Genomic DNA, 21,628 nt, shown 5'->3' with positions numbered 1-21,628 from the left:
CGCTTCGCCCACGCCCGCAACCGGGACCGTCGACTGTCCGCGCAGTGACGGACCTCTCCGGCTGGCTCTCACGGCTGTCTCCCGCCCGTTGAGACGACAGTGACGACCAGCCGGGTTACTTCCGGCTGGTCGTCACGGCTGTCTCGCCGGCTCCGAGACAGCCGTGAGAGCCAGCCGGAAGTAACCCGGTGCACGGCTTGACCGCCGGCTGGCCGACAGTACGGGCTTCCGGGGGCGGGCCGTCAGCGGACGAAGAGGAGGAAGAGGCCGGACCAGGTACAGCCGATCATGAAGAGGACCAGGGGCAGCTCGTCGGCCAGGACGGCCAGGGACGGGCGGGCCGGGTCGGCGGCGAGGGAAGTCGCCAGGGCGTCGTCGTGGGCGACGATGACGCCGAGGACGTGACCGATCAGGATCAGGACGATCTGGGCGGCGGCCAGGAACGAAGGCGCCGGGGTCACGGTCCACCGGTCGGGGGAAGCACCCACCAGCAGCAGGAGACCGCGGGGAGCCTCGACGATCAGGAGCGACAGGTAGTGGGCCAGGGTGTAGCCGGCGGCGATCGGGATCAGGGACATGGTCACGTCGAGACGGCCGGCGGTCCAGCGGACGGCCAGGAAGACCAGGGTGCAGAGGAGGGCGAGTCCGGCCGTACCCCAGAGAAGGGGTGAACCCGCACGGTCGACGAACCCGGACCAGAGCGGCGAAGCCGAGACGCTGTCGAAGACCGTCGAACCCCACCAGACCGCGACGAAAGCGGCGAGCCCGGCGGCGGCCAGCGGCGTGCGCCTGGCTGATGCCGCCGCGGTGGACGTGGGCGGAGGCGTGGCGGCGACGGCCGGGGAGTGGCCGCCACTTCCCGAAGCGGCGACTGCCCGGACCGGATTCTTGGGAGCCGTGGGGGAAGAGGCGTCCGGCGGAGAGATGTCCGCGGCGGGACGGCCGCTGTCGGGAGGCGGCGGGACGAGGACCGGCGGGTGGGTGGTGACGAGGCCGGAGAGGGGCTGCCGCCAGCGGAACGGGCTGAGCCGGCCGGCCAGGTCGGAGTAGGTCTCGAAGCAGTCGCCGCGGGCGAACCACTCCTCGCCGCGGAGGGTAGCCAGGGCCAGTTGACTCACGGCGTACGCCAGGAGGAAGAGGCCGACCGTGACCGGATCGCCGTGATGGGGCGCCACCAGCTCGAACCAGACGAAGATCAGCAGGAAGGCGGCTGCCGGCCAGGAGGTACGGGGGTGGCCGGCCGGAAGCGGGCGCAGCCCGCGGCTCGGCAGACCGAGCAGGGTGAAGAGGGTGCGCAACGGGTTGACCGTGCGCCAGACAGGACCGAAGAGGACGCTGACCAGGACCAGTCCGACCCAGAGCCAGACGAACAGGGCGTGGGCGGCAGGGTTCTCGGCGGTCCTCGGGCCGGCGATGGCGTAACCGGTGATGTAGAGGGTCAGGGCGAGCACCGGGTAACGCAACCAGCGGGTGATGCCGAACGAACGCGGCCCGGACGGCCTGAGGCGTGGGGTACGCCACCAGAACGCGGCGATCAGGAACGACAGCACGACGGTGGCGGCACCGGCCTGCAACACCAGGTCGAGGGGCAGCGGGAGGTTCTCGGCGCTGCCCACACCGTGCGCGAGTGGGGTCACCGCTCGCCCTCGGCGGCTCGTGACGGCTCCGCGGCCCGCTCGGCGACTCGCGAGGATTCCGTGGCTTGTGACGGCTCCGCCGCTTGCCCGGCGACTCGCGAGGATTCCGTGGCTTGTGACGGCTCCGCGGCTCGCCCGGCGACTCGCGAGGATTCCGTGGCTTGTGACGGCTCCGCGGCTCGCCCGGCGGCTCGCGAGGATTCCGTGGTTGCCGCGGGCTCGGTCGCCCGCAGAGGCTCGATATTGGGGACGCCGGCCGACCTCTCGGTGCCGGCGGGGGCCGGGGAATCGAGGGCCGGGGAATCGGCGGGAGCCGGGGGATCGGCTTTCTGGGCTAGGTCGCGGAGGACGCGCGCGCCCGCGACGGCGACGCCGGCGCCGAGGCCGAGGGCCAGGACGACCAGGATCCGCTCCACCACCGCCGGGCCCGCGAAAGGCAGGACGGCGCGGTGGAACGAGGTCACGTCGGGGAGGACGAACACGGCGGTCAGGGCGGCTCCACCGCAGACCGCGAGGACTCCGGCGGGCCGGCCGCGCACGGTGGTGATCACGCCGCCGATGATCAGGGGCCAGGCGAGGAGGTTGATGCCGGCGGCGCTGAGGAAGGTGCCGGCGAGCGGAGCCGATTCGACGGCCAGGGTGGAACCGGCGACGTGGACGATCGAGGCGGTGGCGGCGAGGGCGCCGGCGGAGGCGAGGAGCAGGTCGGCCCGGGGTACGCGGCGGGCGAGCAGGATGACGGCGGCCAGGGTCATGGCGGCGGCGATCCACCAGGCCGCGGCGGTGGGGCGGGGCTCGCCGGTCAGGACGCCGGTGACGGTGACGGCGGTTCCGCCGGCGTCCAGGGGGACGGTCCAGGTGACGGTCCGGCCGGCGGCGACGGTACGGCCGTCGGGGGTCGCGCGGGCGTCGATCCAGGTCAGCTCGGTGCCGGGGGCGACCACGGCGGGTGTGGCCGTACCGCCGCCGGGTTTGATCGTGATCGGATCGCCGGTGCCGTTGCGGAGCCGCAGCCGGGCGCCGTCCTCGATCGCCTCGATCTCCAGCCCGGGGATCGCGGGGGTCACCGAGGTCACCCGGCCGCGGGAGTCGGTGGCGGTGAGGCCCCCGGCGTGGGCGGCGGCAGGCGCGCCCGTCGCGGCGAGCGTTCCGGCGATCGCGGCCAGGACGACGGCGAGGCGGCCGAGCATCGTAGACGCCCGGCGGAGAAGAATCAGGGCGAAGGGCCCGCGAGACGACGGCAGGGCGAAGGGCCCGCGAGACGACGGCAGGGCGGAGGCCCGACGGGGGGACGCCGGGCCGGGGTTGTGCTGGTGGGTCACTCGGGCTTGGGGAGGTGCTGGACGCTGCGGGCGACCAGCACGGTGCCCGCACCGGTCAGGGCGGTCATGGTCAGCAGGCCGGTGACGACGTGGATGTTGAAGCCGGTGGTGCCGGTCTGGATCTTGCCGACGAGCAGGACGGCGCCCCAGGCGGCGGGCGGGGTGAGCAGGCCGAAGAGGATCCAGCGGGCGTTGGCGGAGAGTCGCACGAACGGGATGGCGACGCGCAGCACGACCTCCAGCGCGATCGCGGCGGCGGCCAGGGTGAGGGCCGGCCACCAGGCGCGCTGCGAGTCGAACATCAGGTGCATGAACACGGCGACGAGCGACACCAGCACGGACGGCAGGCCGATCGGGAGCGGCCAGCGGCGGCCGATGACGATGAACGGCACCAGCAGGAGGATGGTGCTGAAGATGTAACCGTGGATGAGCTGCGCGTCGGGTGAGAACACCGGGATCGGGTCGAGGTCGCTGCCGAGGTGGCGGAAGCCGATCGCGGTGGCGTGCAGCGAGTAGATGTGCACGGGCAGCACGGTGAAGAGCGTGGAGATGCCGACGAGCAGGGCCCCGCCGGCGCCGAGGGTGCGCTCCGGGCCGGTGGCGAGCATCAGGGCCGGGCCCATCGCGACGAGCACCATGCCGAGGATGATGAACTCGTGGCTGGGGCTGACGAAGATCTCCATGTCCCGCTCGATGCCCCAGATGTTGTGCCAGAGCGTGTCGACGCCGCCGCCGACGAGCAGGAACGCCATGCCGGCGAGCGGCAGGCGAAGCGCGTTGGGCAGGGCCAGCACGGACCGGTAGGTGGGGATGCCGGGCAGCCGGGACCGCATGATCCAGAGCAGGGTGAAGCCGGAGGCGGCGATGCCGGAGTAGAGGACGCCGTGCCACGGGGTCCAGAACGTCTCCAGCTCCGGGGTGGTGGCATGCGCGTACGCGTCCAGCTGCAACCCGATGACCAGCCAGGCGCTCGCGACCACCAGCACCCACCGCTCGCGGGCGCTGAACGGCGCCACGCCGGACCGGACCGGCTCCGTCTGGTTCTCCACTGTCGTCACGATTACCGTCCCCCTGATCGGCCGCCTGGCGCCAGCACCCTACATCGCTTCTGTTACATGGCTCGATTCGACAGTAGACCGATCGCGCCCGCCCCTCGACCCCGGAGCCGACCGCCGGGACGTCCACCAGCAGGAAAGCGCTTGCCTGCATCGATGTTCCCTGATTGAATGTGGCCGCATGCAGATCAATCGGAGAACGTTGCTCCGCGCAGGCGTCGGCGGAACGATCGCCGGGATCATCCCCACTGCGGCACCCGCGCTCGCCGGTCCCCGCCGGCGCCGGCCCACCATCTTCGTGGCCGGTGACTCGACCGCCGCCACCTACGCCGTGGCGGACCATCCCCGCGCCGGCTGGGGCCAGGCCCTGCACGTGTTCCTGCGCCACGACGTCACGGTGGTGAACGAGGCCCTGTCCGGAGCGAGTTCCAAGAGCTTCTTCGACCTCGGCCGGCTCGACCGGATCCTCGCCGCGATCAGGCCGGGCGACGTGCTGCTCGTGTCGTTCGGGCACAACGACGAGAAGGTCACCGATCCGGCCCGCGGCACCGATCCGTGGACCACCTTCCCGGAGTACCTGCGGCGGTACCTCGACGGGGCACGGCGGGCGCGGGCCACCCCGATCCTGGTGACACCGGTCGAGCGGCGGAGATTCACCGCGGACGGTACGCCGTACCTCTCCCACGGCGAGTACCCCGACGCGATGCGGGCGCTCGCCGCGTCGACGAGGACACCGCTGATCGACCTCACCGCCCTCTCCTTCGACCTGTGGGGCCGACTGGGGCCGGAGGGCACGAAGGACCATTTCCTGCACCTGGACGCGGGCGCGTCCCCGAACCACCCGGACGGCGTCGTCGACAACACGCACTTCCAGGCGCACGGGGCGATCGAGCTGGCCCGCGTCGTCGTGGCGGCCGGGCGGGGCCTTCCGGGGCGGGACGGGCGTGCGCTACGGCGTACCTCGATTCCCGATGATGTCCTGACCTGGCCCGTCACCCGGCCCGCCGAAAGCTGAGAGCCGCGCGGGGCCCGTCGCCGGGCCCCGCCCGTTAGGGTCGGGGTGTGACTCACACCATCGAGGTTCCCGGCGCAGTCATCGCCTACGACGTGCGCGAGCCCGCGACTCCGTCCGCCGAGCCGGCGCTGGTGCTGGTCGGCTCGCCGATGGACGCCAGCGGGTTCGTCACCCTGGCCGGTCACTTCACCGACCGGCGGGTGATCACCTACGATCCGCGCGGCACCGGCCGCAGCAAGCGCACCGATCCCGCCCCGGAGAGCACGCCCGTGCAGCACGCCGACGACATCCGCCGGGTGATCGAGGCGGCCGCCGCCGGTCCGGTGGATCTCTTCGCCAGCAGCGGCGGCGCGGTCAACGCCCTGGCCCTGGTGGCGGCGCATCCTGATCTGGTCCGGGTTCTGGTCGCCCACGAGCCGCCAGCGGTCCGCCTGCTGCCCGACCATGTGGACGCGGAGGCGGCCGTCCTCGGCATGCGCGACCTCTACCAGCGTTCCGGTCTCGGCCCGGCGATGGTCAAGTTCATCGAGATCGTCTCGCTGAAAGGCCCGATCCCGCCCGGTTTCGCCGGTGAGCCGGGCCCCGATCCGGCCACCTTCGGCCTGCCCACCGAGGACGACGGCAGCCGCGACGACGTGCTCCTCGGCCAGAACCTGGTTACCTGCTGCCTGTACCAGCCCGACTTCGCCGCGCTGAAGGCCGCGACCACCAGGATCGTCCTCGGGGTCGGTGCGGAGTCCGAGGGCGAGCTCGCCCACCGGGCCGGCCGCGCCGTCGCCGGACGTCTCGGCCTGGAGCCCACCGTCTTCCCGAGCAACCACGCCGGTTTCCTCGGCGGTGAGTACGGGCAGCACGGCGACCCGACCGCCTTCGCCGACGCCCTCCGCCGGGTTCTCGCCGGCTGAGCCGCCTTCACCGAACCCGCACAGGATCGGCACCGGCCCTCCGCCGACGTCGCCGGCTTCCGGCCGAGGATGGTCGCGATGCGAACGACCACGAAATGGATCACGGCTGTCGTCGCGGCGGTGACGCTGGCCTGTGCGGTGCCGGCGCTGTGGCTGCGGCACGGTTACCACGAGGCCAAGGACCGGCGGGACCTGATGGACCTCACCCGCGGGTGGAACCGGCCACTCGGCGACCTGCCGGTGCCCGACGAACTGCCGGCCGACCGGGTCACCGGTGAGGTCAGCGCCTACGGCCTGCGGTTGTGGTACCCGGCGGCCGCCGATCCGGGCGCGGACCCCATCGCGTACGCCGTGCTGCTGACCGACGGCCCTGACGAGCCACTCTGGACCGTCGACTGCGACGCCACCGTCGTCGTGGTCTGCACCGATCTGGGCGACGGGTACACCCTGCTGCACGAACGCGACACCGACAACAGCGACCCCGGCACGACCGTACGCCGCCGGGTGGGTGACCTGATGTTCGAGGCCCGTGTCCTGGGCGATCATCCGGAGATGGTGCCGCGGCTGCGCCGGATCATCACCGAGACCCACGCCCCGGACGACGCCGAACTGTTGCGGTTCCTGCGCCCGGACGGCTACCAGACCGACTGGAGCTGAGGGCCCGGTCGAGCGGAGGCTTTCCGGACCGGCTTCTACGACTGACGCCGGTCCGGTGCTGTCGCACGGGTGGCACGCCGGAGGGCGGGGACCAGGCCTTTCGGGAGGTAGAGGACGCAGAGGATCAGGACGACGGCGTACACGGCGTAGGAGAGGACGGCCGGGGCGTAGCCGGGCATTCCGGGCCGGGTGGCGAGGGTGTTCAGCACCTGGACCAGGACGATGACGACGGCGGCGCCGGCGACCGGGCCGGTGATCGTGCCGAGGCCGCCGACGACGGCCATCACGACGAACTCGATGGACAGCAGGACCGGGAACGAACCCGGCGAGAGGTAGCCCAGGTAGTACGCGTAGACGCCGCCGGCCAGGCCGGCCATCGCGGCGGACAGGGCGAAGACGGCGAGACGGTACCGACCGATCGGGACGCCGCTGGCGGCGGCCGCGGTCTCGCTGGTGGCGGCGGCACGCAGGGCGCGACCGGCGCGGGACACGATGACGTTGCGCGCGATCAGCACGGCGAGGGCGAGGACCAGGCTTGCGGCGTACGCGTAACCGAGGTCCTCTCTCAACTCGTAGCCGAGGATCGTCAGCCGGGGTATGCCCTGGAGGCCGATCGCTCCGCCCGCCCAGTCGGCCTGCGCCAGCAGCGACAACAGGATCAGCTGCACGGCGAGTGTCGCGAACGCCAGGTGGTGCCCGCGCAACCGGAGCAGCGGGGCGCCGAGCAGCACCGCCGCGACGGCCGCGATCACCGGGGCGAGCAGCAGGCCGAGCAGGGACGGGACGCCGTGCACGGCGAGCAGCCCGGCGGCGTACGCCCCGATCGCGTAGAAGGCGGCCTGCCCGAGCGAGACCTGCCCGGCGTACCCCATCAGCAGGGAGACGCCGACCGTGACCGTCGCGGTGAGCGCGAACAGCACGAACGTCGCGAGATGCCGTTCCGGCAGCAGTGGCGGCAGCGCCAGACCGAGGATCGTGAACCCGGCGAGCCACCAGCGCGCGGCCCGGCCGGTCCCGGCGGCCGAGGCCGGGCGGAGGAGGCCGGCGGTCATCGGGCGGGCTCCGGGATGCCGCCGGTCCGGGCGGCTTGGACGATCATGACGGTGAGCATCAGCACGAGGGCCACCTCCACCTGGTAGGCGCCGCCGCCGTACCCCGCGGTCAGGGTCTGCGCTACGCCCAGCAGCAGGCCGCCGGCCAGGGCGATCACCGGGCGGGTCAGGCCGCCGAGGACCGCGGCGGCGAAGCCGTTGACGATCAGGACCACGTCGCTGTCGAACGTGACCTGCTGAACCGGGGTGGTCAGCACCCCGGCGAGACCGCCGAGCGCGCCGCCGATCAGGAACGCCAGCAGGCCCATCCGGCGCACGTCGATGCCGACGACCCGGGCGGCGTAGCGATTGGACGAACACGCGGACAGCGCCCGGCCCAGATCGGTGCGGGCGAAGAACCAGGCCAGGAACAGGAACACCGGGGCGGCCACGGCGATGATCAACAGGTAGTGCGCGGGGATCCGGGCGCCGCCGATCTCGGCGACCCCGGTCAGGCCCGGGAACGACCGGGGTTGATCACCCCAGATCAGCACCTCGATCGCGTACGCCAGCACACCGAGCCCGAGGGTGACGATGAGCGACGTCCCGGGGCTGGTGCCGGGGCGGCCGATCGCGATCACGCCGACGATCAGCCCGGCGACCGCGCCGAGCGCCACTCCCCCGGCCTCCGCCACGCCGTGCGGCAGTCCGGCACCGAGCAGCGTCGAGGTGAGCAGGGCGGCGAGCACGGCGAACGAGCCCTGGGCGAAGTTGACGACCCCGGTCACCCGGTGGATGACGACGAGGCCGCTGCCGACGAGCGCGAACCCGGCCCCGATCCCGAGCCCGGTCAGCAGGTATCCGACGAGGTCACTCATCGCGCCCCACCCGGTTCCCCCCGGCTGGCCGTGGCTGCCGTCTCAGCGCGGGTGAGACAGCAGTGAGAACCGGCCGGGGTCATGGGGTCACCGGCACGTGACCGCCCAGGTAGGCGGCGGCGACGCGCGGGTCGCGGGCCAGGTCGGCGGCCGCGCCGTGCAGGGCGATCCGGCCGGATTCGAGCACGTAGGCGCGGTGGCACAGGTCGAGGGCGAGGCGGGCGTTCTGCTCGATCAGCAGGACGGCCAGCCCGCGGTCGGCGTGCAGGCTGCGGAGGTGGCCGACCAGGGTGGTGACGATGAGCGGGGCGAGGCCGAGGCTGAGCTCGTCGACGACCAGGATGTCGGGGCGGGCCATCAGGGCGCGGCCGATCGCGACCATCTGCTGCTGGCCGCCGGAGAGGGCGCCGGCTCGGCGGGCACGGATCGGGATCAGGTCGGGGAACAGGTCGTAGACGTGGGTGGTGTCGCGGCCCTTCCGCCCGTTGCGCCAGCCGCCGAGGCGCAGGTTGTCGTCGACGGTCAGGTCGCCGAACATCTCCCGGCCCTCGGGGACCTGGGCCAGCCGGCCGTCGACGGTGATCGTGCCGGACGCCGGGTGGACCAGGCCGGAGAGGACTTTGACCAGGGTGGACTTGCCGGCACCGTTGGCGCCGATCAGGGCGACCAGCTCACCGGCGTGGACGGTCAGGTCGACGCCGTCGAGGGCGGTGGCGCCGGAGTACCGGACGGTCAGGTCGCGTACCTCGATGACGCCGGTCATGACGCACCGTGCGGCGATCGTACGAAAGAGGGTCCTAGATAGGCCTCGATGACCCGGGGGTTCTCGCGGATCTCCGCCGGCGAGCCGTCGGCGATCACCCGGCCCAGGTCGAGGACGGTGATCCGGTCGGCGAGCCGCATGACGAAGGCGACGTCGTGCTCGACCAGCAGGATCGTCAGGCCCTCGGCGCGCAGCGCGGTGATCAGGCCGGCGAGGTGCTCGCGTTCGGCGGCGCGCAGGCCGGAGGCGGGCTCGTCGAGCAGCAGCAGCCGGGGCCGGGCGCAGAGGGCGCGGGCGAGCTGGAGAGCGCGTTGCTGGCCGAGCGGCAGTTCCTCGGCGGGCCGGTGCGCCCAGTCCGCGATCCCGGCGCGGTCCAGGCAGGTCAGGGCGCGTTCGCGGATCGCGCGTTCCTCCCGGTGGTGGGCGGGCAGGCGCAGCGCGGCGGACAGGAAGCCGGCGCGGGTGGTGGCGTGCGCGCCGACCATGACGTTCTCGAGGGCGGTCAGGCCGTGGAAGATCCGGGCGCCCTGGAAGACGACGCCGACGCCGAGCCGGGCGCGACGGTGGGCGGGGAGACGTTCGACGCGGGCGCCGTCGAGCGTCACGCTGCCGTGGTGGGTGGCGAGCTGGCCGCCGATCAGGGCGAACAGGGTGGATTTGCCGGCGCCGTTGGGGCCGATGATCGCGCGCAGCTCACCGGGGGCGACGGTGAGGCTCACGTCGCGGACGGCGTAGACGCCGCCGAACGCGCGGGACACGCCGCCGACGGCCAGGCGCACCGTCACGGGAACCGTTCCCGGGAGAAGCCGGTCGGCACGAACCTGCCGCCCTCGATCGTGTTGATCGAGATGAAGGCGGTGGTCAGGCCCGCATGGTCGGTGGGCGAGTAGGTGTAGGTGCCGTTCGGGGTGGTGAGCGTCAGCGATTCCAGGGCGTCGCGGACCTTCGCACGATCAGGGCCGCCGGCCTTCTCGATGGCGGCGGCGAGGAGTTTGACGCCGCTGTACCCGTCCTGGGCGAACTGTGGCGGCGCGTACCCGTATTTCGCGGTGAACGCGCTGGTCAGCTCGTCGACGGCGGTCTTCAGTTCGCCGGGTGGCAGGTGCTCGCCGACGACGCCGACACTGCTGGCGACGGTGGCGCCCTCGGCGGCGGCGCCGGCCGGTTCCAGGAAGAGCCGGCTGGCCTGGGCGCCGGTGAGGACCAGCGGGACGGTCAGGCCGGAGGTGGCGTACTGCTTGGTGAGGGCGACGGCGGGGGCGCCGGTCGCCCAGACCATCAGGGCCTGCGCGCCGGAGGAGCGGACGTGGGTGAAGACGGCGCCGAACTCGGTGGCGCCGGTCTGGAACTCCTCGACGGGCGCGACGGTCACCCCGTACTGCGCGGCTTTGGCCTGGAGTCCTTTCGCGCCGGCGACGGCGTAGCTGCTCTTGGTGTCGTAGGCGAGGGCGATCCGGGTCAGCCCGGTGTCCTGGAAGTACTGGAGAGCGGCCTCGGCGTAGGTGCCGGAGGTGGCGGGGACGACGAAGACGTACGGATGGACCGGGTTCGCCTGCTCGTCGGCGGGGGTGAGCGAGACGTACGGGATCTCCTCCCGGTCGACCAGCGGGATGGTGGCCAGCGCCGAGTTGCTGAACGGCGACCCGATGATCGCGTCGGAGTCGCCCTTGAGCTCGTTGAAGGCGAGAACGGCCTGGTCGGGCAGGCTCTTGTCGTCGCGGACGGACAGTTCGATCCGCCGGCCGCCGATGCCGCCGGCCGTGTTGATCCGCTCGACGGCGAGGGCCACCGACTTCTGGTTCTCGGTGCCGAGCGGTGAGTAGTTGCCGGTGAGCGAGACGATCTGCCCGACCCGGATGACGTCGGCCCGATCGTCGCCGGTGGCGCCGCAGGCGGCTGTTCCGAGGATGAGGGCCAGCAGGATCGGCCCGGATCTGTGCACGAGTGACCTCCTGTGGATTACAGGGGTGTTTCGAGGTATCGAAGTTAGGCGGTGTCTTTCACGGCCGTCAAGAAAGTGCCTAACATCTAGCGCATGCCGTCGAATCCACAGACGTTGATGCTGATGTTGCTCGGCGACTTCGTGCTGGACCGGGACGTGTGCGTCTTCTCCGGCAGCGCCATCGACGCCCTCGGCCGCGTCGGCGTCTCCGAACACGCCACCCGCTCCACCCTGTCCCGGATGGTCCACCGCGGCCTGCTGCGCCGGCAGCGCGACGGCCGCCGGATGTACTTCGGGCTCACCGCCCGGGCCGCCGGGATCCTGCACGACGGCCGCCGGCGGATCTGGGAGACCGGCGCGGTCAACGACCGGTGGGACGGGACGTGGACCCTGCTCAGCTTCTCCCTGCCGGAGTCATGGCAGCGGCAACGCCACGACCTGCGGTCCCAGCTGGCCTGGGCCGGGTTCGGGCCGTTGCAGGGCGGACTGTGGATCGCCCCCGGCCGGGTGCCCGCGCAGGACATCGTGACCGGGCTGGGCCTGTCCGCGCACGCCCGGGTCTTCCACGCCCGCGCCGCCGAGCTCACCGACATCGCGGCGATGGTCGGGGACGCGTACGACCTGGCCGGTCTGGCCGCCCGCTACCAGGAGTTCCTGGCGCGGTGGGAGGGCACGCCCCCGTACACCGACCCCCTCGCGGCCCGGCTGAGCCTGATCGCCGAATGGCTCGGCGCGATCCGCCGCGACCCCCGCCTCCCGGTCGAGCACCTGCCCCCGGACTGGCCGGCCGTCCGCGCCCAGAAACTCTTCCGCGACCTGGAATCCTCCTCCCTGGCCCCGGCCACCGCCATCGCCGCTACCCTGCTGGATCTTCGTCCGGAGTCGTCGTCAGGCCCTGAGCGGTGAGATAGGCCCACCAGTCGTCGTGGTCGGAGCCGATCTCGCCGTAACCGGCCCCGAAGACGTAGTAGGCCACGAACTCGTCGAAGTCCAGGGCGATCTCGAAGAAGCGGTCGGTCGTGTACCAGACACCGTCGTCGGGAAAGCACCACACCGAGCCGGTGTCCCGGCGGATCAACAGCGGCTCCTGGTTCCGGGTGCCGAAGACGAACCAGGCACCCGGATCGTCGCGGACCCCGGTGAACTCCGGCATGAGGTCCAGATGGAACTGGATGCCGGCCAGCTCGCCGGCGCTCCGCAGGTCCACATCGGGGGTCCAGATCCCGTCGGCCACCTCCAGCAACCGCCGGACCTGCGTCGGCGTCTCGGCGGGGATCGAGCCGGGCGCGGCCCCGTCCCGGATGTAGGCGATCACCGGCGGGTCGCCGCCCCCGTGCAGATCGGCGCGCAACTCCTCGATCAGCTCCCGGAGATCGTCGTTCATCCGGCCACTCTGTCAGACGCCGAGGAGGGCGGCGGCGGCCGCGAGGTCGGGGACGCAGGCCGTCGGTGGGGGGTCGTTCGGGGCGTCGGCGTATTCGCCGGTGCGAACGCGGATCGAGCGGGCGCCCAGGGCCGCGGCGACCGCCATGTCCTTGCCGGGGCGGTCGCCGATCATGACGAGATCCTTCGGGGGTACGCCGAGCGTCTCCGCGGCCTGGCGCAGGCCCTCGGGGTGGGGTTTGCGCAGCGTGCGGCCGCCGAGTTCGTCGGTGATGACGATCGTGGCGAACGAGCCGGCCAGGCCGGTGGCGGCGAGTTTGGCGCGCTGGATCGCCGGGTTGCCGTCGGTCAGGCACGCCACCGGGTACCGGGCGCTGATCGCGGTGAGGGCCGCCAGGGCGCCGGGGTAGCGGGGCAGCCGGCGCGGGCGGTAGGTGGTGAACGCCGACACCAGCGTGGGGATCAGGTCGGCGGCCAGGTCGGGGCCGATCCCGTAGGCCTCCAGCGCGCGGTCGATGGTGCCGCCCTTGTCGGAGCCGGCGAGGAACTGGCGGCGGACGGCACGGCTGAGCCGGATCGGGTCGAGCCCGGCGGCGACGCCGGCCCGGCCGACCGCGCGGGCCGCCCCGTACAGGTAGCTGCACTGCGGGAACAAGGTGTCGTCGAGGTCGATCACGACGGCGAGCGGGGGGTTCTCGGCGAGGTTCATGCGGCTCCGGTGTGGTTGCGGCGGTGCGGTGGATCAGACGACGGCTGCGGGGGTACGGGTGTCCCAGGGCAACGTTCCGTCGGTGTGGTCGGGTTCGTCCAGTGCGAGCAGGGGTTCCAGGGCCGGGTCGGCGAGGACCGCGGCAACCCGGCTGCCGGTGTGACCGTCACCGTACGGGCACGGCAACGCTGCCACCCGGGCGAGTTCGCCGGGGCTGCTCAGCCGGTGCGCGGCGGCGACGGCCCGGTCGGCCTCGTCGTCGCTGGTGATGCCGGTGAGCACGGTCGCGCCGGTTTCGACGCCCTCCCAGCGTGGGGTGGACCGGCGCAGCACGACGACCGGGACGCCCAGATAGGCGGCCTCCTCCTGGAGCCCGCCGGAGTCGGTGACCACCACCCGGGCGCGGGCCAGGGCGGCGAGCAGGTCGTCGTAGGGCAGCGGGTCCTCGCAGGTGACGCCGGGCAGTGCGGCGAGCCGGTCGTGCAGGCCGTGCTCGTGCAGGCGGGCGCGGGTGCGCGGGTGCACCGGGAAACGGACCGGGCCGATCGCGGCGAGCCGGCCGACGACGTCGACGAGGCGGGCCAGGCGGGACGGGTCGTCGACGTTGGAGGCGCGGTGGGCGGTGACCAGGACACCGGTCCGCGCGGTCGGGGCGACCGGGGTGACGCCCTTCTCGCGCAGCGTGTCGACGACCGGGTTGCCGACCACGAAGATCCGGTCGCCGGGGACGCCCTCGGCGGTGAGGAACGCGGCGGACCGGGCGGTCGGTGCGAAGTGGAGCTGGGCGGTGGCGGCGGCGACCCGGCGGTTGACCTCTTCGGCGCTGCGCGCGTTGAAGCTGCGCAGACCGGCTTCCAGGTGCGCGAACGGGATTCCGGCGTTGCGGGCGGCCAGGGCGTAGGCGGGTACGGTGTGCGTGTCCCCGAGCGCCATCACCAGGTCGGCGGGGGTGCCGGCGAGGACGCCGAGGGCGGCGGTGACCAGCCCGCCGAGCCCGTTCGGCTTCGGCAGGCGCAGGTCGGGCACGAGTCCGAGGCTGCGCTGCACGTCACCGCTCATCGCGGCGTCCTGGTGCTGGCCGGTGTCGACGGCGGTGACCCGGTGCCCGGCGGCGCGCAGCGCGTGCACCACCGGCGCGAGTTTGATGACCTCCGGCCGGGTGCCGAACGGGACGAGGATGTGCCGCCGCGTCATCGGGCCACCGCCACGGCGCCGGTGGCCGCCGCGTGCCCGACGGCCTCCGCATGTCCGGGCCGTCCCACGGCGGGCGCCTGGGGGAAGGCGGCGGGCGCCGACGGGAAGGCGGCGGGGGAAGCGGACGGGAAGTTCGGGACCGACGACGAGACGGGGTCGAGGGGGTCGGGGATGGGCGTGCCGTCGGCGGCGTAGTACACCTCGGCGAAGTGCCGGGCCATCCGCACGCCGGGCTGGAAACCGGCCGGCGGCAGGGTCGCCGACGGGTCGAGGATCCCGGCCAGGTAGGTGCCGACCACGTCGGCGCCCGCGGCGAGGGTCAGTGGCAGGCCGCCGGAGAACCGCGGGTTGACCTCGACGACCGTCACCTCGCCGGTGTCGGCGACGAAGCCCTGGACGTTGGCGGGCCCGGTCTGACGTACCGCCCGCAGGGTCGCCGTCACCACCTCGGTGACGGCGCGGGACTCGAACGTGGTGCCGCGGGTGGAGATGCCGCCGCGGGTCTCGTCGCGCCAACGGGGGACGCAGGCCAGCAGTGTGCCGTCCCGGCCGATCAGCACGTCGGCGGTGAACTCGCGGCCGGGCAGCCGGGTCTGCACGATGGCGCCGGGCACCGCGGCGAACGCGTGGTCCAGGTCGGCCGGGTCGTCCACCATGATCACGTCTCGGCTGCCGCGGCCGCGGGCGGGTTTGACCACCCACGGGCCGGGGACCTGCCCGGCGGTGGCGGCGGTCCAGGCGGTCGCCGGGTGCGGCACGCCGGCGGCGTGCATGGTGGTGGCGAAGGCGACCTTGTCCAGGCAGAGTTCGGCGGCGGCCGGGTCGGGCAGCCAGGTGCGCACGCCCATGTGGTCGAGGACTCCGACGAGCGGGGCGATGGCGGCGTACTCCTCGGCGACGGTGCAGATCAGCGCGGCCGGCTGGTGCTCGTCGAAGGCGGCGAGCAGGGCGGCGGCGTACCCCTCGTGGTCTGCTCGGGGAAGGACCGCGGAGCGGCCCGCTAGCCGCAGTCCGACGGCGTCGGGGTTGGCGTCGAGCGCGAGGACATGGTCGCCCGCCGCCTGCAGGGCCCGGATCACCGCGACCCCGGCGGGGCCGCCGGCGCCGGTCACGGCGATGAGACGGCCGGTCTCGGCGACGGTACGCTCCCGCGGCGCCCGCATCAGCCAGGCGCGGGCCCACAGCCGCAGCGCGATCACGTCCGCGCCGGCGACGGGCTCCCACTGGCGTTCCGCGACCGCGCCGGCGAGCGCGTCCAGCACCAGCGGGTCGGTCTCGTAGGAGGCGACGGCGAGCAGGGTGGCGGTGTGCACGCCGAGTCCCTTGGCGGCCAGTTCGCGGATGATCGCGGCACGCCGGGCCGGGGTCTCGTGGCCCACCCGGTAGTCGATGCGGCGCTGCTCGCGGCGCTTGGCGAGGCGGCGGGAGATCGCCTTCGGCAGGATCCGCCGGTGCACGACGGCGGCGATCTGGAGGCCGCTGTCACGCTGTTCCTCATCGGTGAGGTCGAGGGGGACGCGGTGGCCGAGGCCGGGGCGGGCCCAGGCGGCGGGCCGGTCAGCGGTGTGGCGGCCGGCACGGTCCTGCTCGGCGCGCTGGGCGTCGTACATCGTCAGTCCGATCATGATGAGGAGTCCGATGAGGGTGTAGGCGAAGTTGAGGACCGCGCCGATCCAGTCGTGGAAGAAGACCAGCGCGTCGACGGCGAAGTAGCGGCCGGCCAGCAGCGAGCCGAGCAGCCGGATCTGGTTGGCGAACAGGACGAACGCGGCGGCGGCGAGGAAGCCGGTGAGCGCCTGCGGGCGTTGCCGGAGCGCGACCACGGCGAGCGCGGCCAGTGCCAGGACACTGCTCCACACCGAGCAGGAGCCGGTCATCTCGGCGACGACCGGTTCCAGGCCGGGGCCGAACACGACGAACGAGTCGCCGAGGGCGCCGGAGATCCGGTCGATCCCCATCAACTCGATGATCTTCGAGGTGAGGTTCACCTCGAACCGGCGGACCGGGTCGATGAAGAGCAGGTACCCGCCGACACAGGCGACGACCGCGCCGATCATCTCGGCGAGGACGAGCTGGCGGCGGCGTACCGTCGCAGGGGTCTTCCGCTTCTTGTGGATCTTCTCCAGGCGGCGATCGAAAGCGGTCATGCGGCGGTCTCCAGTTGCGGGGCCACCGGCGTCGAGGTGGCGCCCGAGCGGGCCGTCTTCGACCAGGTGTAGGTGGTGCCCCACATGCCGTCGAGGTACGCCTTGGTCGCGGTCAGGATCGACATGCCGAACGCCGGGATGAACCCGATCAGCATCCAGACCGCGCGGCGTTCCACCCGGCCCAGCACCAGGCCGACCGCCAACTCGGTGAACGGGCCGGCGAACAGCAGCGCCGACAGCGCCACCATCGAGATCGCCGACTGGTCACCGATGCCGCCCGCCCGCAGAATGATCAGAAGCAGACCCAGACCGCAGAGTACGGGCACGTGGTACACCCAGAGGAAGAGCATCGTCTCGAGCTTCTCCATCGGCGACAGGTGCGGCGTGCGCAGGATCGGCCGCCAGTAGTCGCGCAGGCACTTCTGATGCCCGCGCGCCCACCGGTACCGCTGCTTCCAGAAGCGCTGCGACGACAGCACCGCCTCCTCGAAGTCGACAGCCGACGGGTCGTAGCGCACCCGCCATCCGTCGAGCAGCAGCCGCAGCGTGAGGTCGGTGTCCTCGGTGACGGTGTGCGGGTTCCAGCCACCGAGGGACCGGATCAGATCGGTACGGACGGCGCAGTTCGCTCCCCCGTACGCCGGAAGCTCGAAAAGGGCCTGCCGCCCGTATTCGTTGACCAGGTAGCCGGACAGGTAGTCGATGAAGATCGTCGAGGCGAGCCCCGACTCGACGCCGTTGCGGACCACGCACCGCCCCATCACCGCACCCACCTTCGGGTCGCGGAAGTGGCGCACCAGCCGCCGCAGCACGTCCGGCTCCGGCTGGTGGTCGGCGTCGAAGATCACCGCGATCTGGGCGTCGACGAGCGCGAGCGCGTCGTTGAGCGCCCCCGACTTGCCGCCGCCCGCGCCCGGCTGCCGGTGCAGCACGCGCAACCGCGGGTCGGCGGCCGCCCACGCGTCCAGCCGGGCGCCGGTGCCGTCGGTGGACGCGTCGTTCACGACCACCACGGTCAGGTCCGCATGCGGGTAGTCCAGGGACAGCAGCGCGGCCACCATCCCGTCGACCACCAGCTCCTCGTCCTTGCAGGCGACCAGCACGGCCACCGGCGGGGTGAAGTTCTCCGAGCCCACCAGCGGGGCGTCCAGGTCGCGTTCGGCCCAGCGGGCCGCCGACACCGCGAACCCGAGGTGCCGGAAGAAGAACAGCAGGAAGACCACGTTCAGTACGGTCGCGATCCCGCCGAGGGTGGCGTCCAGACCGAACGCCGCCACCGTGATCCCGAAGACGACCAGGTGCATGAGCAGGCCGAGGCGGTGGTGCGGGGGCACCGCCCGGCGGCGCCCCCGCCGGGTCACGCCGCTGTCCTCATCTTCACTACCGAGAAGTCGGGCATCTCGGTCACGCTGATCGGGGCTGCCAGATCCCACACGAACCGGCCCGGCACGAACGCCTCCGCGTACCGCACCCGCGCCTGCGCCCCGAAGTGCCGGGCGCTCGCCGCCACCACCTCCGGATCGACCATCGCCGAGTTCTCCACCTGACTGCGGTGACACGACAGGGCCGCGATCTTGCGGTCCAGGTGGGCGGAGATGTCGACGAACACGGTCGGCTCGAACCGGGTGGTGGACGGGCTGCGGTAGTGCAGGACCCGCCGGGAGTGCCGGGCCGCGGAGAGGGTCGCCGCGGCCACGGCCCGGTGGTCCTGGTGCGAGTCGTCGGGGGCGTGGACGTACACCACGTCGGCCTCCGACTCGCCGATCGCGCGTTCGATGAGCGCGATCGTGGTGGCGTCCGCGGTCACCGCGCAGTCCTGCAGACTGCCCCAGAGCAGCAGGCAGTCCAGGCTGCGGGCGGCCGCCTCGGCCTCGCGGCGGCGGCCGGCGGTGACGCCCGGCCCGTTCTGGCCACCGGTGACCACCAGCATGGTGACCGCGTCCCCGGCGGCCCGGTGTGCGGCGAGCGCGCCGCCGCAACCGAGCTCGATGTCGTCGGGGTGCGCCCCGACCGCCAGCACGCTGCGCATCATGACAGGCGGGCCGCCCGGCGCTTGCGGACCACCGCGGCGAGCACGACGACCAGACCGGCCGCGACGAGCGCGATGATCGGGCCGAAGCCGTTGCCGCCGGCCGGCAGCGCCACGTCGTTGCCGCAGGTGGGACGGTTCCAGTGGGCGGCCACGTTCTTGCCGCCGACCTTCCAGGTGACCTGCGTGTTCTTGCTGACCCAGCCGGTCGCGAAACTGGCCTTGTGAGTACCCGGCGCGAAGGTGGTGGTCACCTTCCCGTCGGTGGCGATGGAACCGCCGGTCAGCTCCAGCCGGTTGTTGTCGCCGGCCGCGATCTTCCCGGCGGTGCCGGAGTTGTTGACGTACCCGAACACGGCACGGTACTTGCCGGTGCTGCTGTCCTTGACCACACAGTCACAGGTCGGGGTGCCGTTCAGGCTGGTCAGGGTGGCCGCGGCCGGCCCGGTGTTCAGGAACAGCGCCGCTGTGACAGCGGCGACCAAGGCGACAGCGCCGGCCGCGAAGGCGGTACGGCGCCGGCGCAGCAACGGTACGAGACGCATGAAATGAGACCTCCGCAGTCCGGACGTGGATGATGGCGCGACCTGACAGATCGGTCGCGCCATCGGCGGGTTGAGGTCTTGTCCAGTTAGTCGGCGACGTGCTTGTCGAAGCCGATGTACAGCCGGGCCGACGCGTTGGCGCCGAGCGCGCCGAGGGTCTCCAGCTCGCGCAGCCGCAGCAGGGCCGGGTGCTCGGCGTACGCCTCGGCGGCCTCGGCGAGCCGTCGCAGCGCGTCCACCTCGGCGTCCGCCCGGATCCGCTTGGCCGCGGCGTCCGCCTCGGCGGCCAGCCGGGCCGCGTCGGCGCGGGAGGTCGCCTCCAAGCCCTCCCGGTCGGCCTTGGTCCGCGCCTCGACCATCTGCGCCTCGGCCAGACGCTGGGCGGTCAGCACCCGGTTCATCACGTCCTGCAGATTGCCGGGGAAGACCAGATCCTTCACGTCCGCCCGGATGATCTCGACACCGTAACCGGCGGAGACGCCCTCGACATCGCGCAGGATGTCCTCGGACAGCTGGTTACGGTTGGTGAGGATCGCCTCCAGGGTCATCGACGCGAGCGACCGGCGGGCCGCGAGCTGCACATCGCTGTAGACGCGGTCGGCGTAATCGGCCACCCGCTCCACCGCCGCCACCGGATCGGTCACCCGGAAATGCGTGATGATGTTGACCCGGACCGCGACCTTGTCGGCGGTCAGGATCTCCTGGCCCTTGATGTTGAGCTCACGCTCCCGCAGATCGACCTGCACGATCTCGACGGTCGCCACCCGCTGCCACGGATACCGGCGGCTCGGGATCCGGTAGCGGCCCGGCTCGAGCACCTGGTCGAACCGGCCGTCGATATACCGCAGGCCACGGAATCCGCTGCGAACGATCACCTCATTGGACATGCCACACCTCTGTCACGAAAAGAAAAGGGTGGCCCCGTAGCGGTTCCGATGTGAAGGATCGGTCGCGGATGATGGCAGCGAACCAGCGTGGTTTGATCGCCAGTGCGCCCGCTGCGTAAGCGCTTACTTCTGAAGCCGCCGGGGCCGGACCGAGCATGGCAAACGCCCGGCCCCGGCGGCAACGCAATATCGGCGGCTCACCACCACAGCCGCAGCGACAGGCGGCGCGACGGGACCTCGTGATCGTCGGCGTCGACGACCGCGATCAGCCGGATCCCGTCCGGTGACGTCTCGCGGATGGCGAGGCCCTCCACCTTCTCCGCGCCGGGGATCTCGACGGCGGTCACCGCGTCGCCGTCCAGCAGGGCCAGCGCGGAACCGACCACCGGGCCGTCGTCCACCGCGTTCGGAGTGTCCTCCGCGGCCGCGCTCACCAGCACCCGGCCGTCCGGCAGCGGCACCGCGTCGGTCACCGCCAGCGCCACGCCGCCGACCGTGCCGAGGTCGTACCGCAGCGGGTCGCGGACCTCGGCCCGGCCCGACAGCAGGGCCGCCACCTCCACGTCCACCGAGGCGGTCGGCACGCCGGCGGCCGCGTTCCCGCGCTGGAACCAGCGCAACCGGTCGCCGACCAGACAGGCGCCCTCCAGGTTGAGGTGCTCCTCGGGGAGGCCGAGCGTCTCGGCGACCGCGAGGCACACCGGCCGGACGTCGAGCACGGTGAAACCGGCGGGCCCGACCAGCGAGGCGCGCATCCGGGCCGGCGACGACCCCGAGCCGAGCAACAGCACCTCGCCGGTGGGCAGCGCACACGCCGCCTCGAAATCCGGTTTGAACGGTTTGGTGCCGGCCGCCGAGCTGAAGACCTCCAGCCCGTCCACCGGATCGACGACCCGCACCGGCGTCACCGAACCCGGCCGCCACCACGCCGCATGCGTCGCGTCGTCCTGCACCACCAGCCAACCGTCACCGAACGGCGCGATCGCCGAGGCGGCCCGGACAGGCGAGCCGTCGTCGAAGGTCAGCGCCGCGGTCTCCTCGATCTCCAGCCGCACCGGATCAGCGTAGCTTCTGGCCGTACACGTGGGTGACCTTCAGCTTCAGCAGCACCCGCCGGTCGTCGACCATGACCTGCCGGTACTCCGCCCAGTCCGGATGCTCCCCCGCGGCCCGCCGGTAGTAGCCGACGAGCGCCTCCACCTCCGGGCCGTGCGGATCGGCGCCCGGGCCGATCAGCGTCACATCACCCTCGGCGGTCGCCCACGCCCACCCGTCGGCGCTGGTCACCTCCAGCGCGGCCCGCGGATCCCGGCGCAGGTTGGCGGTCTTCGCCCGCCCTTCGGTCACCGACACCAGGATCTCCTCGGCATCCCGGTCGTAATAGTGGGTCACCGGCGACAACTGCGGCAGCCCGCTGGCCTTGATGGTGGCGAGAACCCCGATCCGGGTCCCGGCCAGCAATTCACGAGGATCGAAATCAGCATCGGTCATAACCCTGCCAATCCCCTTCCTCCCGGCCCTATTCCCTT

22 protein-coding genes are annotated in these 21,628 nt (G+C 72.6%); 4 read left to right on the top strand and 18 right to left on the bottom strand.

What is annotated here, in order from left to right:
* Positions 1-242 precede the first annotated feature (242 nt).
* From Aut01nite_RS13480 to Aut01nite_RS13470, 3 genes are all read right to left on the bottom strand, one after another.
* Positions 243-1,637 carry a hypothetical protein gene (locus tag Aut01nite_RS13480; protein WP_043525639.1) on the bottom strand — a complete coding sequence of 465 codons (1,395 nt, stop codon included), beginning with the start codon at positions 1,635-1,637 and terminating at the stop codon, positions 243-245.
* A complete protein-coding gene (locus Aut01nite_RS13475; protein WP_204037530.1) occupies positions 1,634-2,827 on the bottom strand; it encodes a hypothetical protein in 1,194 nt (397 codons plus the stop codon). Before Aut01nite_RS13475 ends, Aut01nite_RS13480 begins: the two co-directional genes overlap by 4 nt.
* A gap of 128 nt (positions 2,828-2,955) precedes the next feature.
* Complete coding sequence (locus Aut01nite_RS13470) at positions 2,956-4,017, bottom strand: hypothetical protein (protein WP_236642733.1); 1,062 nt, start codon at positions 4,015-4,017, stop codon at positions 2,956-2,958.
* A gap of 178 nt (positions 4,018-4,195) precedes the next feature.
* Here Aut01nite_RS13470 and Aut01nite_RS13465 point away from each other — a divergent pair, with 178 nt between their 5' ends.
* The 3 genes from Aut01nite_RS13465 (at position 4,196) to Aut01nite_RS13455 (ending at position 6,591) form a co-directional block, all read left to right on the top strand.
* Entirely contained in the window at positions 4,196-5,029 is an 834-nt protein-coding gene (locus tag Aut01nite_RS13465) for a rhamnogalacturonan acetylesterase (protein ID WP_043525642.1), read from the top strand.
* Between the two features lie 47 nt (positions 5,030-5,076).
* Positions 5,077-5,934, top strand: a complete 858-nt coding sequence (locus Aut01nite_RS13460) for an alpha/beta fold hydrolase (protein ID WP_043525643.1) — start codon at positions 5,077-5,079, stop codon at positions 5,932-5,934.
* 78 nt (positions 5,935-6,012) lie between these two features.
* A complete protein-coding gene (locus Aut01nite_RS13455) occupies positions 6,013-6,591 on the top strand; it encodes a hypothetical protein (RefSeq protein ID WP_043525644.1) in 579 nt (192 codons plus the stop codon).
* Positions 6,592-6,626: 35 nt separating this feature from the next.
* Here Aut01nite_RS13455 and Aut01nite_RS13450 read toward each other — a convergent pair whose 3' ends face one another.
* From Aut01nite_RS13450 to Aut01nite_RS13430, 5 genes are all read right to left on the bottom strand, one after another.
* Positions 6,627-7,643, bottom strand: coding sequence for a branched-chain amino acid ABC transporter permease (locus tag Aut01nite_RS13450; RefSeq protein WP_083999057.1), 1,017 nt, complete (start codon positions 7,641-7,643; stop codon positions 6,627-6,629).
* Entirely contained in the window at positions 7,640-8,500 is an 861-nt protein-coding gene (locus tag Aut01nite_RS13445; protein WP_043525645.1) for a branched-chain amino acid ABC transporter permease, read from the bottom strand. Before Aut01nite_RS13445 ends, Aut01nite_RS13450 begins: the two co-directional genes overlap by 4 nt.
* Before the next feature lie 79 nt (positions 8,501-8,579).
* A complete protein-coding gene (locus Aut01nite_RS13440; protein ID WP_043525646.1) occupies positions 8,580-9,263 on the bottom strand; it encodes an ABC transporter ATP-binding protein in 684 nt (227 codons plus the stop codon).
* Positions 9,260-10,048, bottom strand: a complete 789-nt coding sequence (locus Aut01nite_RS13435) for an ABC transporter ATP-binding protein (protein ID WP_307837503.1) — start codon at positions 10,046-10,048, stop codon at positions 9,260-9,262. The genes Aut01nite_RS13440 and Aut01nite_RS13435 overlap by 4 nt, the downstream gene beginning before the upstream one ends.
* On the bottom strand, positions 10,045-11,205 hold the full coding sequence (locus tag Aut01nite_RS13430; protein WP_204037529.1) for an ABC transporter substrate-binding protein: 1,161 nt from the start codon (positions 11,203-11,205) through the stop codon (positions 10,045-10,047). The genes Aut01nite_RS13435 and Aut01nite_RS13430 overlap by 4 nt, the downstream gene beginning before the upstream one ends.
* Positions 11,206-11,298: 93 nt before the next feature.
* Between Aut01nite_RS13430 and Aut01nite_RS13425 the strand changes: the two genes are divergently transcribed.
* Positions 11,299-12,111: a PaaX family transcriptional regulator gene (locus tag Aut01nite_RS13425; RefSeq protein ID WP_043530763.1), complete on the top strand. Its 813-nt coding sequence runs from the start codon at positions 11,299-11,301 to the stop codon at positions 12,109-12,111.
* Here the strand turns inward: Aut01nite_RS13425 and Aut01nite_RS13420 are convergent.
* The 10 genes from Aut01nite_RS13420 to Aut01nite_RS13375 form a co-directional block, all read right to left on the bottom strand.
* Positions 12,062-12,589, bottom strand: a complete 528-nt coding sequence (locus tag Aut01nite_RS13420; RefSeq protein ID WP_043530765.1) for a hypothetical protein — start codon at positions 12,587-12,589, stop codon at positions 12,062-12,064. The genes Aut01nite_RS13425 and Aut01nite_RS13420 overlap by 50 nt on opposite strands.
* Positions 12,590-12,601: 12 nt before the next feature.
* The gene (locus Aut01nite_RS13415) at positions 12,602-13,297 is read right to left on the bottom strand and encodes an HAD family hydrolase (protein ID WP_043530767.1); all 696 of its coding nucleotides are present in this window, start codon (positions 13,295-13,297) and stop codon (positions 12,602-12,604) included.
* A gap of 33 nt (positions 13,298-13,330) precedes the next feature.
* Entirely contained in the window at positions 13,331-14,491 is a 1,161-nt protein-coding gene (gene wecB / locus Aut01nite_RS13410) for a non-hydrolyzing UDP-N-acetylglucosamine 2-epimerase (RefSeq protein WP_043530769.1), read from the bottom strand.
* Positions 14,488-16,638, bottom strand: coding sequence for an ATP-grasp domain-containing protein (locus Aut01nite_RS13405; RefSeq protein ID WP_204037528.1), 2,151 nt, complete (start codon positions 16,636-16,638; stop codon positions 14,488-14,490). Before Aut01nite_RS13405 ends, wecB begins: the two co-directional genes overlap by 4 nt.
* The gene (locus Aut01nite_RS13400) at positions 16,635-17,999 is read right to left on the bottom strand and encodes a glycosyltransferase family 2 protein (protein ID WP_043530437.1); all 1,365 of its coding nucleotides are present in this window, start codon (positions 17,997-17,999) and stop codon (positions 16,635-16,637) included. The genes Aut01nite_RS13405 and Aut01nite_RS13400 overlap by 4 nt, the downstream gene beginning before the upstream one ends.
* A complete protein-coding gene (locus Aut01nite_RS13395) occupies positions 17,996-18,667 on the bottom strand; it encodes a PIG-L deacetylase family protein (RefSeq protein WP_043530439.1) in 672 nt (223 codons plus the stop codon). The genes Aut01nite_RS13400 and Aut01nite_RS13395 overlap by 4 nt, the downstream gene beginning before the upstream one ends.
* A complete protein-coding gene (locus Aut01nite_RS13390) occupies positions 18,667-19,212 on the bottom strand; it encodes a hypothetical protein (RefSeq protein ID WP_043530441.1) in 546 nt (181 codons plus the stop codon). The genes Aut01nite_RS13395 and Aut01nite_RS13390 overlap by 1 nt, the downstream gene beginning before the upstream one ends.
* Positions 19,213-19,298: 86 nt before the next feature.
* The gene (locus Aut01nite_RS13385; RefSeq protein ID WP_043530443.1) at positions 19,299-20,099 is read right to left on the bottom strand and encodes a slipin family protein; all 801 of its coding nucleotides are present in this window, start codon (positions 20,097-20,099) and stop codon (positions 19,299-19,301) included.
* Positions 20,100-20,296: 197 nt separating this feature from the next.
* Positions 20,297-21,154 carry a DUF6929 family protein gene (locus Aut01nite_RS13380; RefSeq protein ID WP_043530445.1) on the bottom strand — a complete coding sequence of 286 codons (858 nt, stop codon included), beginning with the start codon at positions 21,152-21,154 and terminating at the stop codon, positions 20,297-20,299.
* Positions 21,155-21,158: 4 nt separating this feature from the next.
* Complete coding sequence (locus tag Aut01nite_RS13375; protein WP_043530447.1) at positions 21,159-21,590, bottom strand: PPOX class F420-dependent oxidoreductase; 432 nt, start codon at positions 21,588-21,590, stop codon at positions 21,159-21,161.
* Positions 21,591-21,628: the final 38 nt, after the last annotated feature.

Source organism: Actinoplanes utahensis (assembly GCF_016862455.1).
GTDB classification, from domain to species: domain Bacteria; phylum Actinomycetota; class Actinomycetes; order Mycobacteriales; family Micromonosporaceae; genus Actinoplanes; species Actinoplanes utahensis.
Note: the sequence above shows the minus strand (reverse complement) of the source record. Positions and strands in the feature narration are given on the sequence as shown.